Source organism: Bradyrhizobium sp. (assembly GCF_017881085.1).
GTDB lineage: Bacteria > Pseudomonadota > Alphaproteobacteria > Rhizobiales > Xanthobacteraceae > Bradyrhizobium.
Genome location: NZ_JADGRI010000094.1, coordinates 1 through 16,427, shown reverse-complemented (window position 1 = coordinate 16,427; position 16,427 = coordinate 1). Strand labels below are relative to the sequence as shown.

Here is a 16,427-nt window from a genome sequence, read left to right as displayed (position 1 = left end):
AATCCAAAGAAAAATTGGACCCTTGGAAAAGCGTGCGTTAGGCCCCGCAGGGAAGCGTCATTCGTCCTTCAAACTACCGTGACGACGTAATGCTGGTGAAAAGAGGCAAAACTGACCTGACGGATTTTTTATACCAGCGTCATAGAGAGATTATTGCATTTGCGCGGCCTGATCTAGCGGTGTCAGGAATGGGTTCATGGTCTGTGGTGCCGGTGGTCGATAAACGACGCGATGTGGGGCTGAATGTGGGGCTAATAGCGGGCTAATCGGAAAAGCAAATCAACTCAGATATTTACTACTCGTAATGGCGGAGGGAGAGGAGCTGGAAACTAGCCTTCTCCGAATGGGTCTCTCTAGGGCTCAGCTTTTTCATACTGTGAATCGGCGCCCAACCGTGACTCCGGTCGCCCTCCGATCTCCCATGCTCCGGCAATAGCTCCCAAACAACCGCAGCGGGCTGAGCCTTAGACGCCGATTGGGGCACAAACGACCCGCCAATTCAGATCCTATAGGGCGCCTTTGCATATCGGCGCTTCTTTCGCCGCTGGCCCGCTTTGGCTCCGCCCCCGTGGCCCAAAATCACTCCGCCGTCGATAGCCGCCCGATGAAGGATAAGACGGCAGCGGAAAAGTGATCGTTACGGTCGCCCGCCACCATATGCCGCGCACCGCTGACATCGACGTAATCGGCGTGCGGTACGAGCTCGAGAAATTCTTTGGCATGCACCTCCTTCACGAGCTCTGAGGATGCGCCGCGCACCAGCAGAGCGGGGATCTGGATGCTGCGCGCAGCCTCGATCAAGGCCACCTCAAGCGCACGGCGGTCCGTTCCGGCCGCCCGCGGACCGTCGAGGAATCGCGGATCCCAGTGCCAACGCCAGCGGCCATCGGGCGACAGGCGGAGATTCTTCTTCAGTCCCTCATTGCTTTTCGGCCGCGGCCGCTGCGGAAGATAATCGGCGACCGCCTGCGCGGCCTCGGCGATCGACGCGAATCCTTCATTGGCATGTGCGCGCATGAAGCCGAGAACCTTTGCAACACCGGTTTGGTCCACGCGCGGGGTGATGTCGACAAGCACTAGCGCGGAGAAGACATTGGCGCCCTTGTCGCGTTGGGACTCGCCTTCAGCGAGAAGCGAAGCAATGCCGCCGAGCGAAGCACCAATTGCTATCGGCTTTGCGCCCGAGCGGCGGGCGAGTTCGGCGGCAACGACCTTTGCGTCGGCGGCATAATCCGAGAATTCGTAGGCGCCGTTCGCCACCCAGTCGGAGTCTCCATGGCCGCGTTGATCGAGCGCATAGGCTGTATGACCCTTGCGCGCGATCTCTTGCGCGGTTTTATGCCAGGCGTGGCGGGTCTGGCCGCCGCCATGCAGCAACAGCACGGGCGAGCCGCTGTCGCCGAACACGTCGGCGACGAGTTTATTGCCGGCGGCGCCGATGAAGGTCGCGGTGGCGGGCGTGAGGTGCCGAGTCATGGCGGTCGCGAATGCCTATCAGATTGGATGGCAGCGTGGGGAGAACAAAATCAGACTTTCATCGCATCCATGTTGCATCCGTGTTGCATGGAGAAAATTGCACGCTACGAAAAAGCGCTGAAACACGCGGACTTTATTGTAATGGACGAAATTAGGCCCGCGCGCGGCGGTGGCAGTTTCACGGTCATTGCTTCCTGTGCTGCGAGGCCGGGCGTACCCGCGAGAACGGCGGTCGAGAGGATGCCAGCGGTCGCTTCTCTTCGTGTGACCATGAAATAGCCCCCTTTACTTCGCGGCGGAGCTCGCCCTTTTAATTCTTGCGCTATCCTCCGCGGACAACGGCAAGAATCGCGCGGCGCACCAGCGTCTCGAAAATCGGAAGCTTGTAGGCGTTCTTGGTCAGCGGCGCGGCGCCCTGCAAGGCGGCGTGAGCGGCGGCGCGAGCGACATCCGCATCGATCGTCTTTCCGACCAGCAATGCCTCGGCCGCTTTGGCACGATGCGGCACCGGTGCCGCGGCGCCGAGAATGACCGCTGCGGCTCGACATGCTCCACCCGGCGCCGTGTCGAGCGCGACCGCGACATCGGCGATCGGCCAATCGAACGAATCGGTTTCGCCTTGCTTGATGTGGATCGATCGCGACGTCGGCGCCGGCGGCGGCAGCAAGATCGCGGTAAGAATTTCGCCCGGTGTCAGATCATTCTCACGCTGAATGTCGACCTCGGGCAGCAGGAAGAACTGTTCCAAACCCACGACCCGCTTGGTTCCCGCCGCACCGGTGAGCTCAAGCTTGGCACCGAGCGCAACCAATGCGGTCGCCGAGGTCGAGGGATGCACCATCGCGCACCCGTTGTGGTCGAAAATGGCGTGATATTGATTCTCCCCGGCGAATGCGAAGCAGACCTCGCCGCCCTTGCGGGCGCAGTGGTGATCGCGCGAGCGGAAATACCAGCAGCGCGGGCGCTGCAGCAGATTCCCGCCAATCGTCGCCACCTGGCGAATCTGCGGGCTGGCGGAATTGCCCGCGACATCGGCCAAGGCGAGAAAACGCGTGCGTATGACAGGATCGGCGGCGAGCTGCGCGAGCGTAACATTCGCCCCGATACGCACGCCGCCATCGTCCGCCTGCGCAATGACAGCAAGATCGGGAATCTCGCGCAAGTTCACGATGCCGCGCGGCGCCAGCAGGCCTTCCTTCATTAAATCGAGCAGGTCGATGCCTCCGGCCTTGAAGACCACGCCGTCGGTCGAAAGCCGCCCGCTCTGGCTGACCATCGCCGCCGCCACTGTCGTTGTGGCGACGCCAGCCGCTTGCGCGATGTCGCGCGGGCTGCTCCATTCGAAGCTATTCATGTCGGTCCGCTCCGCTGTGGAATTCGGCCGAGCGCGGCCAGAACGGCGGCGGGTGACATCGGCAACTGCCGCAGGCGCACGCCGATCGCGTTGTAGACGGCATTTGCGATCGCAGGAGCGGTGGCGATATTCGACGGCTCGGCGATGCCATAGGCGTCGGTCGCGCTCATGCCCTGATAATTTTCCAGCAGGTGCACTTCTATCGCAGGTGTCTCGCGCGAGCGCAGGATCTTGTATTGTTCCAGGTTGGCATTGAGCATATGGCCGGTGTGCCGGTCGAGGATGCGCTCCTCGAACAAGGCATAGGAAATCCCTTGCAGGATTCCGCCCTGAACCTGGCTCTCGATTTGCAGGGGGTTCATCGGGCGACCGCAGTCTTGCACCGCGACGACGCGTTCCACGCGAACGATCCCGGTCTCGGTGTCGACCGCAACCTCGGCAAATTGCACGCCGCCCAGCGCGTTTTGCGCCGAGGCCATATCGCCCATCTTGCGAGCGAAGCCGGCATAATCGTCGGAGCGGCTCGCGACGACGCCGATTTGATCGGTGGGCAATTGCGCCGCCGCCTCCCGAAAACCGATACTGCGACTGTTGTCGGCAGTGCTGATTCGACCGGCACGCGCCACTAAGTTTCCGGCAGCCGCCGCGATGGACGGCGCCACAATCTCGATAAGTTTTCGCAGCACCTGATACGCGGCATTTCTGGCCGGCGGCGTGATCGACGCCGTTGTCAGACTTCCATACGATGGCGGGCCCGCAGGATATTCCGTGTCGCCGATGCGAACCGTGATGTCCTCGGGCCGCAAGCCCAGTTCCTCCGCAACGACTTGCGCCAGCACGGTGCCGATGCCGGTCCCGATGTCCTGGACGCTCGAAAGCACCTCGACGGAGCCGTCGCGGAATATGCGAACTTCGCAGGCCGAATTGGTTCGTACGTTGGCTCCCCAAAGCGATTGCGCCATGCCAAGGCCGCGCTTGATGGGACCGCTATCGCTGCCGGGCGCCCGCCGGCGGTTCCAGCCGAAGCGCGCGGCCCCGATGCGCCGTTCTTCGCGGCGCACCGCGCTCAGATCGATCCGCTCGCGCAACGTCAAGGGATCCATGCCGAGTTTCTCGGCTAGCTCATCGATAGTCTGTTCGAGCGCGAAGGCGCCTGGAACATTGCCGGGCGCGCGCATCGCGCAGCCCGGGCCGGCATTGATGAAGACATCGGACTGGAGCAATTCGAAATTGGCGCAATCGTAAATTGCTTGAGCGAAGTTGCCGATGCCGGCGCCGAGCCCGACGCCGGACGTCCCGTAAGTGTCGATGGCAATCGCTGTGAGCGTGCCATTGCGCCGCGCCCCGACGCGCAGCCGTTGCACCGTCGCCGGGCGATTGCCGCTGTCGATCTGCTCCTCGTGCCGGTCAAGCACGAGCCTGACCGGAGCATTGGCTTGGCGCGACAGCGTGACCGCCGCACGCGCATAATTGCCGGCGCTGGACTTCGATCCGAACCCGCCGCCCATCGCATCGACGATCACACGCACGCGGCTGAGCGGCAGGCCGAAGGCTGCGGCGAGTTCGGCGCGTATGCCGGCCGTAAATTGCGTAGACATGTGGACGGTGAGGCCATCCTTTCGCCAGTCGGCCACCAGACCGTGCGGCTCGAGGCAGCAATGGGTCTGCACTTGGGTGCGGAACTCGTGCTCGACGACGACATCGGCATCCGCGAACCCGGCTGCGGCATCGCCGCGCGAGCCGCTTTTATTCGGGCCGAGGACATTGCCCTGTTGCGGCAGCGCGGCGCCCGCCGGGTTTCCGCCGGCAAAGCTCTCACCATGTACCGGATGCGTGAAGACGCGTGGCGCGTCGGGCTTGCGTGCATCCTCGAGATCAACCACGAATGCAAGCGGCTGATAATCGACTTTGATCAGATCCACCGCTGCCTGCGCCGCCTCCGGCGTGACGGCGGCGACCGCGGCGATCGGATCGCCAACATAGAGAACGCGACGACCGCTTGTCCCGGCAGGCGTATTCTGTCCGGTCGTCTCGACGGCACGTCCCACCACGTCGTTGATGACGTGGATCGCGCGCACCCCCGGATGCCGTTCTGCGGCACCTATATCAATCGACATGACACGGGCATGCGGCAACGGCGATCGCAATAGGCGTGCGTACAGCATGCCCGGCAGTTTCACGTCGACCGTGAACGGGGCCGCACCCGTGACCTTGGCGCGGCCATTAATGCGCGGAATTGATTTTCCGATCACGGCCAGCTGTGCATTTGGCGGAAGCGGCGGCGCCTCGCCGGCGGGAACGCGACGCTCGATCTCTGCCATCGACACGCTGTCGATTCCGACGGGATATTTTTGCGAGCGCGTATCGGCGGACGTCATGATTAGGTCTTCCTAATCCGGGACGCATCCAGCATCGCGTCATGTACATGCGGATGGGTGCCGCAGCGGCAGAGATGGCCACTGGTTGCTGCTTTGATATCGTCGATCGTGAGGGTCGGATTGCTTTCGAGCAGCGCTGCGCAACTCATCACGAGACCCGGCGTGCAGAACCCGCACTGCACGGCGTCATGCGCGATGAAAGCAGACTGCACGGGATGCAGCTCGTCACCGTGCGCCAATCCTTCGATCGTCGTAATCTTGCGACTGCCGACATCGATTGCCAGCATCATACAAGCTGCGATCGGCTTCCCGTCGAGCCAGACCGTGCAAGCCGAACAAGCGCCGCGGTCGCAACCGACCTTGGTTCCGGTCAAATCGAGCGAATCGCGCAATGCTTCGGCTAACGTCGTTTTCGGCTCGATGAATAGCGAATGCGACACATTGTTCACGTCGAGCGTCAGCGGAACCGGCCCCGGACCGACGGCATCCCGTTCCGCGGCCTGCGCGTCTGAAGCGAGAAAATCTGGCAACGTTGTATCGAGCATCACCGTACTCGCGGCGCCAATCCCCGAACCTCTCAAGAATGATCGGCGCGACATGGAATGCCTGCCATGATCGCTTTTATGGTGCCGGCTCCGACCCATCGAGTTTCCAGTCGAATTATTATCTCTGCTTGAGCGACAAGCGTTCTTCGCAGGGGTCAAGGATGCGCTTACAATTTTATATGTTGAACAATTTGCATTGCTCCGCTTTGACGAGGATCAATAGGAAGAATCAAATCTTGTTCGTCATTGCTTTGCGGCAAACTTGCGGAGCGCAATGTAGTCGATCCGCGTGGCAATGCACGATTGTTGCATGGCCGCGAGTAGTTGCCGGATCATATTTTCAAAAAGCACAAAATCGGTGCCGTCGGCGTAGATGTAATTCTAGCTCCGCAAACCGGGGCCTATTACGGCGCCTTCTTCAGAGCCGCGATAATGTCCGCACGCTGCTTGGCATCGGGAATGCCGATGAGGGTTTTCGACGTACCCGGCAGGAACTTGCTTGGCGAAGTCAGAAACTTGTCGAGATCGGCTTCGGTCCAGTCGCCCTCGGCCTTCCGCAGCGCCGCCGAATAGCCGTACCATTCCGTCCGCGCCTTGCGTGCCCCCACGATACCGTGCAGCGGGGGCCCCACGCGAAGCGGCCCGCCGGTCTCGACGCTGTGGCACACGACGCATTCCTTCAGCGGTCCATCGGCACCGACCGGCATCGCCTTGAACTTATAGAGACCGACCGTCTGCAGGCCAGGGAACGCTTGTGGTTGCGTGGTAAGCACCCAAGCAACGGCCGCCACAACAGCCACGATGACGACGGCAGCCGCAACATAAGAACCAGACCGCTGCATGGCTTGCACCCGGATAACGACGCCCGCCTCCGCGGCTTCCTGCCGATCCTGCGGACCATTGGGCAATTAGCCGGAAGCACGTCAATCGTCGTTGATGATCGTCAATTTTGCTCGATATCGTCCGGCGAGCGCCTCGCCCCGGCGGACTGAGATCGTCGGGGGCCTCGCAAGACCGGCCGAGTGCCGCAATTAGGGGCTACTACCTTGGATGGAGGCCGCCAGTTTAATTGCGGTATATCAAAACCTCCGGCCTGGGCCGGGTCATCATGCCAGTCGAATTCTAGCGCGACCAGATCGAAAGAGCGCCTCGGACGCCCGAGGCGCGGCATAGACCATGGCGCAAAGCTGCACGAAGCACGAGAATCATGCCTGCGTTGTCTGCCACGTCGGGCCGCGGAGCGTTTGGCACGATCTTGACGAAACCGCGAGCGCCTTGCTGGCCGGTGGACGGCGGCGACGCGAATATGGTTCCGGCGAGGTTGTCTTCGTCCAGGGAGAGCAGAACGACGGCGTGCACTGCGTCTCCGGCGGCACCGTTGGAATCCGCCGGCTCGATGACAACGGTAATTCGGTACTGTTGGAACTGGCCTATGCGGGCGACACAATCGGATACCGTTCATTCCTCACCGGCAGCGAACACAAGACCAGTGCCGAAGCGCTGGGTCCGAGCGTAGTGTGTCACATCGACCGCGCGGCGATTACGGCTCTGCTTGCCGGCAACCCGGCGCTTGGCCTGCGTTTTCTCAAACGCTCGATCGGCGAGCTCGAACACGCTCACGACATGATGTTTCGTCAGGCGACACTGTCGAACCGCCATAAGCTCGTGCATCTTCTGCTCGTCCTGGTGCAACGGCACGGGCGTCGGCACTCGAACGGCTCGCAATCGATCGACCTGCCTGTGTCGCGCCGGGACCTCGCCTCGATGGTCGGCACGCGCCACGAGACCATCTCTCGTATCATTGGACGGCTCGAGACCGATGGAGTGGCACACTTTTCCGGTCGCCAGGTCACGATCCCCAGCGTGGAAGCGCTCGCGGGCGAAATCGATCGCCTGATTTCGGCGTGAGTCGTCGCAGCGTCAGCCTTATCCGAAAAAATTGACAATCGTCATCGCCGTTTTCCGGCGCCCCTGATAGCGCGTCTTACGTAGGAATCTCACAGGGGCCGGCCCATGGACGCTACCTGCAATCCCGACATCGATTTCGAGGCCTGTCTGGGGCCTAACCCCGATGAACCGGTATTCGGAGGGCTGACCCGCCGGCAGATGCTGCAGTTCTGCGCCGGGATAGCCGCCACGATGGGGCTCTCGGCGACCGCAGGCGTGCGCATGGCAGAGGCGGCGACAGCGCCGGCAAGGCCGCCGGTGATCTGGCTGCATGGGCAGGAATGCACCGGCTGCACGGAATCGCTGCTGCGATCCTACCACCCGACGCTGGAGGCGATCCTTCTGGATGTCATCTCGCTCGACTATCACGACACGCTGTGCATCGGCGCCGGAAAGCAGGCGCTGGATTACAAACACGCAATGATGGAGAAAAACAAAGGCAAGTACGTGCTCGTGACCGAGGGCGGAACGCCGATGAAGGATGGCGGCATCTACTGCAAGGTCGGCGGTAAGACTCAAGTCGAACTCATCCGCGAGGCCGCCGAGGGCGCGGCCGCCGTCATTGCTATCGGCTCATGCGCAGCCTGGGGTGGCATCCAATCGGCCGATCCAAACCCGACAGGCGCAGTCGGCACGCACGAGGTCATTCCCGGCAAGTTGGTGATCAATATCCCGGGCTGCCCGCCCAGCCCCTACAATTTTCTGTCGACCGTCCTCTACCTGCTGACCTTCGGTCGCCCGCCCGAGCTCGACCAACAGAATCGGCCCAAATTCGCCTATGGCCGATTGATCCACGAGAACTGCGAGCGGCGGCCGCATTTCGATGCCGGGCGTTTCGCCCTCGAGTTCGGCGACGAAGGCCACCGTCAGGGTTTCTGCCTCTACAAGATCGGCTGCAAGGGTCCGGAGACCTACGCTAACTGCCCATCGATCGGTTTCGGCGACGTCGGCTTCGGCTCGTGGCCGGTGGGCACCGGGCATCCATGTTTCGGCTGTACCGAGAAAGAAACCGGGTTCCGCAAGCCGCTGCACGCGCTCTCGACGGTCAAGACTCTGACGCCGCCGACCGCCTTCCCGCAGGTCGACGCCGAAAAGGGCAAGGGCATCAGCATCGGCGCCGCGGCAGCGGTCGGCGTGGTGGGCGGCCTCGTGGTGGGCGCCGGCGCGATGCTGCTCAAGCAGATGGGCGACGGCAAGAAGAGCGCACCGGACGAGACGAAAGAGCGGGTCTAGCCATGACCGAGGTCGACCGCAGGGATTTCCTGAGGGGCGCCGGTTTCGCCACCGCGGCGGCGGCCGTGCCCACCGAGGCATCGGCCGCCATCGCACGGCCGCCGAAGCAGATATCGCCGCAGGCGGTCGGAATGCTCTACGACTCGACGCTTTGTATCGGCTGCAGGGCGTGCGTGGCCGCCTGTAAGGAGGCCAACAAGATGCCGGCTGAGGTCCCGGCGACCCTGACCGGCTGGAACGAGAACACCTGGGATTCTGCGGAGGATTTGTCGGGCCGCACGCTCAACGTCATCAAGGTCTATCGCAACGGCACCGCGGAGCAGAAGGACCACGAGATCAACGGTTTTGCCTTCGTCAAGCGGCATTGCCTGCATTGCATCGACCCGTCATGCGTTTCGGTCTGCCCAGTCGGCGCCATGCAGAAGGACGCGGCAACCGGCATCGTCAGCTATGACCCGGATGTCTGCATCGGCTGCCGCTACTGCGTCTACGGCTGTCCGTTCGGCGTGCCGCAATTCGATTTCAGCAGCGCCTTGGGAAAAATCGCCAAGTGCGAGTTCTGCAGGCATCTGCAGAAGGACGGCAAGATTCCCGCCTGCTGCGACGTATGTCCAACCGGGGCCTCGCTGTTCGGGCCGGTCAAGGAGCTTGAACGGGAGATTGAGCGTAGGACCGCCGCGGCTCCCGGTACTCCCTATCAGTTCCCGCGCGGCAAGATCGGCGAGAACCGTCCGCCCAATGCGGCGACAATTCCGACCTACGTCAAAGGCGTCTACGGCGAGCACGAAGCCGGCGGCACCCAGGTGCGCTATCTCGCCGGCGTGCCGTTCCCGAAACTCGGATTGCCGACCGTCGGACGGCAGTCTCCCGCCTCGCTCTCCGAAGGCATGCAGCACACAATTTATCAGTGGCTGATCGCGCCGCTCGTCGCCTTCGTGGGGTTCGCGTTCCTGGCTCGTCGCAACTTGGCACTGCACCACGACGACGACGCGCCGCCGTCCAAGGAGGGTTGATCGTGAGCACGGCAGCACCGCTGCGCAGAAGCCTGGTAACGCCGACCACGCTAGTGCTCGTCGCGCTGGTCGTCATCGCCTTCTGTTTCCTGCTTCAGCGATTCCTCTTCGGGCTCGGCGCGGTCGCCAACATCAACCCCGGCTACCCTTGGGGAATCTGGGTCGTCGTAGACGTCATCATCGGCACCGCGTTCGGCTGCGGCGGCTTCGCCATGGCGTTGCTGGTCTACATCTTCAATCGCGGCCAATACCATCCGTTGATGCGGCCGGCGCTGCTCAGCGGATTATTTGGCTATACACTCGGCGGCTTTGCCGTGATTTTCGATCTCGGCCGCTATTGGCAGGCCTATAACCTGCTGCTGCCGTGGCACGCCCAGCTCAACTCGGTCATGTTCGAGGTCGCGCTTTGCGTGATGGCTTACGTGGTGGTGCTGTGGATCGAGTTTTCGCCGGCGTTCCTCGAGCGTTTCGGTTTTGTCGGTATCAAGCGCATTCTTGAACGTTGGATGTTCGTGATCGTCGCGCTCGGCGTGCTGCTGCCGACCATGCACCAGTCCTCGCTCGGATCGATGCTGCTGGTGATGGAATACAGACTCTCCCCGCTGTGGTTCACGCTCTGGCTGCCGGCCTTGTTCGTCATCAGCGCGCTGGCCATGGGCTATGCCGTGGTGATGTTCGAGGCGACGGTCGTTTCAAAGACCTTCTCGCTGCCGTCCGAACACGCATTGATCTCGAAGATGTCAATCGTCGTCGGCTGGATCACCGTCGCCTGGCTCGTACTGCGCTTTGGCGATCTGTTCGCGCGCAACGCCCTGCCGCTGGCCTTCATCGGCAGCATCAGTGTCTTCCTGTTCTGGGTCGAGAACGCCATGTTCCTCGCTGCCGCCCTGGTGTTCATCACGCCGGCCGGGCGCGCGAGCCAGCGGGCTTCGTTCCTCGGCGCCGTCGCGCTGCTCGCCGGCGGATCGCTCTACCGCCTCGATGCCTATCTGATCGGCTATCAGCCGCTCAACAATTGGTCCTACTTCCCTTCCGTACCCGAGCTGATGGTGTCGATCGGCGTCGTCGCGCTCGAAGTGCTTCTCTACCTCATCTTCATCAAGACCTTGCCAGTGCTGCACGGCGATGCCGCGCGTCGCTAATAGGAGGCTACTTTGACTCGCATAACGATCGACCCCATCACCCGCATCGAGGGGCATCTGCGCATCGACTGCGAAGTCGACGGCGGCAAGGTGACCAAGGCCTGGTCGTCGGGTCAGATGTGGCGGGGTATCGAGCTCATCCTCAAAGATCGCGACCCGCGCGACGCCTGGATCTTCACGCAACGGATCTGCGGCGTTTGCACGACGGTGCACGCCATCACCTCGGTACGCGCGGTGGAAAACGCCCTCAATCTCGAAGTTCCGCTCAACGCCCAGTATATCCGCAACATGATCATCACGGCGCACGGCGTGCACGACCATATCGTGCATTTCTATCATCTCGCCGCGCTCGACTGGGTCGATATCGTCTCGGCGCTCAAGGGTGATCCGGAGGGTGCGTCCAAGCTCGGCGCGACCCTGTCCGACTACAAAGCCAACAGTATCCCCAACATCCGGTCGGTGCGCGACAAGCTGAAAACCTTCGTCGACAGCGGCAATCTCGGCGTATTCGCCTCGGGCTATTGGGGCCACCCGGCCATGAAGCTGCCGCCGGATGTCAACCTGCTGGCGGCGACGCATTACATTCAGGCACTCGAAGTGCAACGCATCGCCAACAAGATCGTCACCATCCTGGGTTCCAAGACGCCGCACATCCAGAACCTCGCGGTCGGTGGCGTGGCGAATGCGATCAATCCCGAAAGCCAGTCGACCCTGACCCTGGAACGGCTGTACGCCATCAAAGCGCTGATCGACCAGCTCGGCGACTTCATCAACAACGCGATGATGAACGACGTCGCCGCGGTCGGCGCGCTCTACGCGGATTGGACGAAATACGGCGCCGGCGTCACCAATTATCTGTCGGTGCCCGATCTCCCGCTCGATACCAAAGGGACGGTGTTCGAGCTTCCCGGCGGCTACATCCCGGCGGGTGACCTGTCGAAGTTCCAAGCGATCAAAAGTTATCAGGACGCCTTTTTCCGCGACGGCGTCAAGGAAGCGGTCAAGCACTCCTGGTACGAGTATTCGGGCACGAACGCCGCGCTGCATCCTTTCGACGGTCAGACCACGCCGAAATACGACGATTTCCACGACGACGGGAAATACTCCTGGATCAAGGCGCCGACCTTCCTCGACAAGCGCGCGCAGGTCGGTCCGCTCGCCAACGTGCTGGGCATGTACGCCGCCGGCCACGAGCCGACCAAGCGGCACCTGACCAAGCTGGTCGAGGTCGCGAGCAAGGTCGCCGGTGCGCCGATCCCGCTCAGCGCGCTGCACTCGACAATCGGGCGCATCGCGGCCCGCGCCGTGCGCTGCGCGGTGCTGCACGAAGCGCTGCAGAACCAGTGGCAGCTGCTGCTCGACAACATCGCCAAGGGCGATACCCGCACCTTCAATCGGCCGGTATTCCCCAAGGGCGAGGTGCGCGGCTTCGGTTATCACGAGGCGCCGCGCGGCGTGCTTTCGCACTGGGTCGTGATCAAGGACGGCAAGATCGACAATTACCAGTGCGTCGTGCCCTCGACCTGGAACGCCGGCCCGCGCGACCAGAACGACGAGCCCGGCCCCTACGAGGCCTCGCTCATCGATACCCCCGTTGCCGATGCAAACCTGCCGCTCGAGGTGCTGCGCACCGTGCACTCGTTCGACCCCTGCATCGCCTGCGCGGTCCACATGGTCGACGCCGAGAAGCGGCCGATCGTTCAAATCAAGGCGATGTGAAAGAAGGCGCAATCGTGAGCATTCTGGTCCTCGGCCTCGGCAACATCCTCCTGTCGGATGAAGGCGTCGGCGTGCGCATCGTTGAAGCGCTCGATGCCTCGCACGATCTGCCGGATGGCGTAGAATTGCTCGATGGCGGCACCTCGGGCATGGATCTGCTCGACATGGTCGCCGACCGCGACTGCCTGATCGTCGCCGACGCCGTGAACGCCGATGGGCCGGCCGGTCGCCTGATCCGGCTCGAAAACGAGAACATCAGGATGCTGTTCGAGACCCGGTTTTCGCCGCACCAATTGGGCCTCTCGGACATGCTTGCCGCGCTGTGCCTCATCGACAAGGCACCACGCCGGGTCGTCATCATCGGTGTCGTTCCGCAGAATCTGAGCCTCGGCTTGGAGCTGTCGCCGGCAGCTGCCGACGGACGCGATGCGGCCGTGACCATGATCGTCGATGAACTCACCCGTCTCGGTGCTGCGCCAACGCTGCGGCTGCAATAGGTCATCGCAAGAATGTGCATCGCCGTTCCAGCCGAGGTGATTTCAATCGATGGGCCGATGGCGGTCGTCGATGTCTATGGCGAGCGCTTCACCGTTAGCCTGATGATGATGTCGGAAACGGTGCAGCCGGGGGATTTCGTCGCCCTGCAGGCGCAGCGCTATGCAGTGACCAAGATCGCGCGGGAGGATGCCCAAGCGGCCAGGCGGTTCTTTGAAGATCTCTTCCCCGAGCTCGCCGACCGGGCCCAGACCGCGCGCGTCGCTTGAATCCATCGCAATGAAACCCTCTGGCGATTCCGACGATCATCCCCGCGTACAGGCACTGATCGAGCTATTCCAGCGCATCGATGCCGGAATGCGGGATCTGCCGATCTACAACGACAAAATCGCCATCGAGGCGACCGGCTTCCGCCCCTTTGGCGATGGCGAACTGTTGGGCGTCGTGCTCACGCCCTGGTTCATGAACATGATCACGCTGCCGATCGAGCCGGTGCCGATGAACATGGCCGAGATCGGCAGGACCGTTTCCATTGAACTGCCCGCAGGCAAGCGGGCATTCGTAGTCGGCGGCGACGGGACGATCGGGCTCTATAAGGCCCATTCGCTGCATTCGCCGGTGCTGAACTTTACGCTGCCGGGTCAAGCACAAGCCGAGGCACGGCGGATGCTTGGATTGCTGATGACACTGCCTGAGGTGACGTCGGAAACCGCGGCAAAAAACGGCTCCGACGCAGCGAGCGGCCTCGATCGCCGCGCGCTGCTGTTCGGGAACCGGAACGCCTGAACCCGGCGCCTAGCGGACGATCGTGCGCAACTCCGTCGCGGAAGATGCGTTCAACTTCCTAGCAAGCGCTCTGCGCCCGATCACACAAGACCGATCGTAAGACCCGCCCCGATCAGCGCGATCGCGACGCCGCAGGCCTGCATGGCGCGACGCCTAGGCACATCGTCGAACCACCGTATTGCCAGGCCAAGCGTGATACCGAAGCCGTGCAGCAACGTGGTTGCGACCATGAAGCCGATGCCATAGACGACCCCGGAGCCGCCGACCGGCATTTCGGTCCCGTGCGCGTGGCCGTGGAAGATCGCAAAGATTCCGACGAGCGCCATGGCGGCGAGAACCGGCGGCGTCATTCCGGAGAAAATCACGAACCCGAATACCAGAACCGACAATGCGATGGCGGTCTCCGCGAAGGGCAGCGACACGCCGGCTGCGCCGAAGACGCCGCCGAGCGCCATCATGGCGACGAAGGTCGCCGGGACTGCCCACAGCGCACGCCCGCCAAGATTGGCCGCGAACAGGCCGACGGCTGTCATCGCCAGCAGATGATCGATACCGCTAAATGGATGGATGAACCCGGCCAACAGGCTACCACCCTCACCGTGCCCGGGATGGGCAAACGCGACGCTGGGCGCGAGCAGTAAGGCGACCGTCATAAGCAGACGAAATGCCGTTCGGGACATGGCTTTCTCCTTCGAAATCTCCCGCTGCGGCTAAGGCGACGACCTAATCTTTTTTGCGCGTTTGTTTGCTTCTACGACTTCCGTCGCATGGTCGTGAACTGGACAATCCCCCGCAGCTTTGGATTTTTGGGCTCAAACTCCTCCGCGAGCGTTGACCTAGATCAACATCGATCAGTGGTTTTTTCCCGATAATTTGCAAGGTCTTGCCAATAATTGATTGGGCCGTTCCGGTCGCGCGGCGCCGGAGTGGGGTGGCTAGACATCGTTGCACTCATGCTTCGGGAGGAAACGCCAGTGGCAACGCTGGCTTGGCCAACGCTCGAACAACAGATTCGCCTCGATGCCTTTACGACCGACGGGCGTCTGGTGGCGAAGAGCTTGGTCACGACTCGCGCCAGCGGCATTGCAGGCGCCTTGGCGGCGCAGCCCGTAGAAGACGTCCCGCAAGTCTTGGCGCGGCTTTTCCCGCTGTGCGGCACGGCCCACGCCATCGCCAGTCTCGCGGCGATCGAGGCGACCCAGGGGATCGAAGTGTCGCCGGCCCAACTCGCGTTCCGAGAGCTGATGCTGCTCGCCGAGCATGGCGCTGCCTTGGGCTGGCGAATCTTGATGGATTGGCCACCGCTCGTCGGCGGACCGCCCAATGTGCGCGCCTGCGCGGATATCCGTCGCGCCGCCGCCGCCGTAAGTACCGTCGCGGAGCATGGTGCGTGGGTGCGGATCGGCGGAGCTAGGCTGCGGCCGGACCGCGATGATCTAGCCCGCACCGTGTCCGAACTTGCCCGTTTGCTTATCGAGCTGTTTCCGGAAGCGGCCGATCCGGCGTTGTCCTGGCGCGAGCTGGAGCCCGCGATACAAGGTGGCGCCAGCACACCGGCACGTTTGATCAACACCGCACGCGCCGACATGCCGGCAGACTATGGCCGCCATGATCGGCCGCTGCTCCCGTCAATGGCCGCAGATTGGTTCGCGGCCCGGCTCGCGGCGGACCCCGTTTTCTGCAATGCACCGACCCTCGACGGCACTCCGGCCGAGGTCGGCCCGCTCGCGGCGCAGCGACATCCGCTGATTGCCGAAGCCGTCTCGCATTGGGGCCCGACGCTCGCGACGCGGCTGCTGGCCGCAGCTCTCGATGCTCCCGTGGTGGCCGGGCGTCTGTGTCGCGCGCTCGACGAGCTGGCGGACGATGATCCGGTCGAGGTCGATCTGACGCGACCGGGACGCGGCGCCGGCGTCGTGGAGACCGCGCGCGGCCCCCTCGCCTATTTCGTCGACGTGGCCTTCGGTCGCGTGCGGATGCTGCGCAGTGTCGCGCCGACCGAGTGGAATTTCCACCCCGAGGGGCCGTTCATGGCCGCGCTCGACGCCGCGCCGCGGGTCGCGGATCCGGTGCTTGCCGCCCGACTGCTCGCCGCGAGCTTCGATCCATGCGTGCCCTTCAGGATCGAGATGTTGGGCGACCATCGACCGCCGACCTACGGGGAGATCGCGCTTCATGCATGAGGTTTCGCTCGCCACGGCGCTGATCGACCTGGTGCACGAGCAGGCCGCGGCCGCACGCGCTCGCCGCGTCACCCGCCTCGTGCTCGAGATCGGCACGCTCTCCCATGTCGACGCCCATGCGCTGCGCTTTGCGGTCGATGCAGCGGCGCTCGGCGG

General features: G+C 63.0%; 17 protein-coding genes. 11 read left to right on the top strand and 6 right to left on the bottom strand.

Features of this window, described 5'->3' with window-relative positions:
* Window positions 1-579: 579 nt before the first annotated feature.
* A complete protein-coding gene (locus QZ213_RS11570; RefSeq protein WP_291686204.1) occupies window positions 580-1,383 on the bottom strand; it encodes an alpha/beta fold hydrolase in 804 nt (267 codons plus the stop codon).
* Between QZ213_RS11570 and QZ213_RS11565 the strand changes: the two genes are divergently transcribed.
* A complete protein-coding gene (locus QZ213_RS11565) occupies window positions 1,276-1,755 on the top strand; it encodes a hypothetical protein (RefSeq protein WP_291686205.1) in 480 nt (159 codons plus the stop codon). The genes QZ213_RS11570 and QZ213_RS11565 overlap by 108 nt on opposite strands.
* 43 nt (window positions 1,756-1,798) lie before the next feature.
* On the opposite strand, the gene QZ213_RS11560 is transcribed toward QZ213_RS11565, so the two are convergent.
* The 4 genes from QZ213_RS11560 to QZ213_RS11545 form a co-directional block, all read right to left on the bottom strand.
* Window positions 1,799-2,830, bottom strand: a complete 1,032-nt coding sequence (locus tag QZ213_RS11560; protein WP_291686202.1) for an FAD binding domain-containing protein — start codon at window positions 2,828-2,830, stop codon at window positions 1,799-1,801.
* Window positions 2,827-5,082, bottom strand: coding sequence for a xanthine dehydrogenase family protein molybdopterin-binding subunit (locus tag QZ213_RS11555; RefSeq protein WP_291686201.1), 2,256 nt, complete (start codon window positions 5,080-5,082; stop codon window positions 2,827-2,829). The genes QZ213_RS11560 and QZ213_RS11555 overlap by 4 nt, the downstream gene beginning before the upstream one ends.
* Before the next feature lie 128 nt (window positions 5,083-5,210).
* A complete protein-coding gene (locus tag QZ213_RS11550) occupies window positions 5,211-5,753 on the bottom strand; it encodes a (2Fe-2S)-binding protein (RefSeq protein ID WP_291686200.1) in 543 nt (180 codons plus the stop codon).
* A 404-nt stretch (window positions 5,754-6,157) separates the two neighbouring features.
* The gene (locus QZ213_RS11545; RefSeq protein WP_291686199.1) at window positions 6,158-6,661 is read right to left on the bottom strand and encodes a hypothetical protein; all 504 of its coding nucleotides are present in this window, start codon (window positions 6,659-6,661) and stop codon (window positions 6,158-6,160) included.
* 268 nt (window positions 6,662-6,929) lie between these two features.
* Between QZ213_RS11545 and QZ213_RS11540 the strand changes: the two genes are divergently transcribed.
* From QZ213_RS11540 to hybE, 8 genes are all read left to right on the top strand, one after another.
* Window positions 6,930-7,661, top strand: a complete 732-nt coding sequence (locus tag QZ213_RS11540) for a Crp/Fnr family transcriptional regulator (RefSeq protein ID WP_291686198.1) — start codon at window positions 6,930-6,932, stop codon at window positions 7,659-7,661.
* A gap of 105 nt (window positions 7,662-7,766) precedes the next feature.
* Window positions 7,767-8,933 carry a hydrogenase small subunit gene (locus tag QZ213_RS11535; protein WP_291686197.1) on the top strand — a complete coding sequence of 389 codons (1,167 nt, stop codon included), beginning with the start codon at window positions 7,767-7,769 and terminating at the stop codon, window positions 8,931-8,933.
* A gap of 2 nt (window positions 8,934-8,935) precedes the next feature.
* On the top strand, window positions 8,936-9,946 hold the full coding sequence (gene hybA, locus QZ213_RS11530; protein WP_291686196.1) for a hydrogenase 2 operon protein HybA: 1,011 nt from the start codon (window positions 8,936-8,938) through the stop codon (window positions 9,944-9,946).
* 2 nt (window positions 9,947-9,948) lie between these two features.
* Window positions 9,949-11,088, top strand: a complete 1,140-nt coding sequence (gene hybB / locus QZ213_RS11525) for a Ni/Fe-hydrogenase cytochrome b subunit (RefSeq protein WP_291686195.1) — start codon at window positions 9,949-9,951, stop codon at window positions 11,086-11,088.
* A gap of 12 nt (window positions 11,089-11,100) precedes the next feature.
* A complete protein-coding gene (locus QZ213_RS11520) occupies window positions 11,101-12,807 on the top strand; it encodes a nickel-dependent hydrogenase large subunit (RefSeq protein WP_291686194.1) in 1,707 nt (568 codons plus the stop codon).
* A gap of 14 nt (window positions 12,808-12,821) precedes the next feature.
* The gene (locus tag QZ213_RS11515) at window positions 12,822-13,304 is read left to right on the top strand and encodes a HyaD/HybD family hydrogenase maturation endopeptidase (RefSeq protein ID WP_291686193.1); all 483 of its coding nucleotides are present in this window, start codon (window positions 12,822-12,824) and stop codon (window positions 13,302-13,304) included.
* A 12-nt stretch (window positions 13,305-13,316) separates the two neighbouring features.
* The gene (locus tag QZ213_RS11510; RefSeq protein WP_291686192.1) at window positions 13,317-13,571 is read left to right on the top strand and encodes a HypC/HybG/HupF family hydrogenase formation chaperone; all 255 of its coding nucleotides are present in this window, start codon (window positions 13,317-13,319) and stop codon (window positions 13,569-13,571) included.
* Between the two features lie 10 nt (window positions 13,572-13,581).
* Window positions 13,582-14,088 (top strand): [NiFe]-hydrogenase assembly chaperone HybE, encoded by a 507-nt coding sequence (gene hybE / locus QZ213_RS11505; protein WP_291686191.1) that lies wholly within the window; start codon window positions 13,582-13,584, stop codon window positions 14,086-14,088.
* An 80-nt stretch (window positions 14,089-14,168) separates the two neighbouring features.
* Here the strand turns inward: hybE and QZ213_RS11500 are convergent, their stop codons facing one another.
* The gene (locus tag QZ213_RS11500; protein WP_291686190.1) at window positions 14,169-14,768 is read right to left on the bottom strand and encodes a HupE/UreJ family protein; all 600 of its coding nucleotides are present in this window, start codon (window positions 14,766-14,768) and stop codon (window positions 14,169-14,171) included.
* Window positions 14,769-15,062: 294 nt separating this feature from the next.
* Between QZ213_RS11500 and QZ213_RS11495 the strand changes: the two genes are divergently transcribed.
* Window positions 15,063-16,271: a nickel-dependent hydrogenase large subunit gene (locus QZ213_RS11495; protein ID WP_291686189.1), complete on the top strand. Its 1,209-nt coding sequence runs from the start codon at window positions 15,063-15,065 to the stop codon at window positions 16,269-16,271.
* Window positions 16,264-16,427: hydrogenase maturation nickel metallochaperone HypA (locus tag QZ213_RS11490; protein ID WP_291686203.1), on the top strand; the 164-nt coding region annotated here is incomplete at its 3' end. The genes QZ213_RS11495 and QZ213_RS11490, both read left to right, overlap by 8 nt.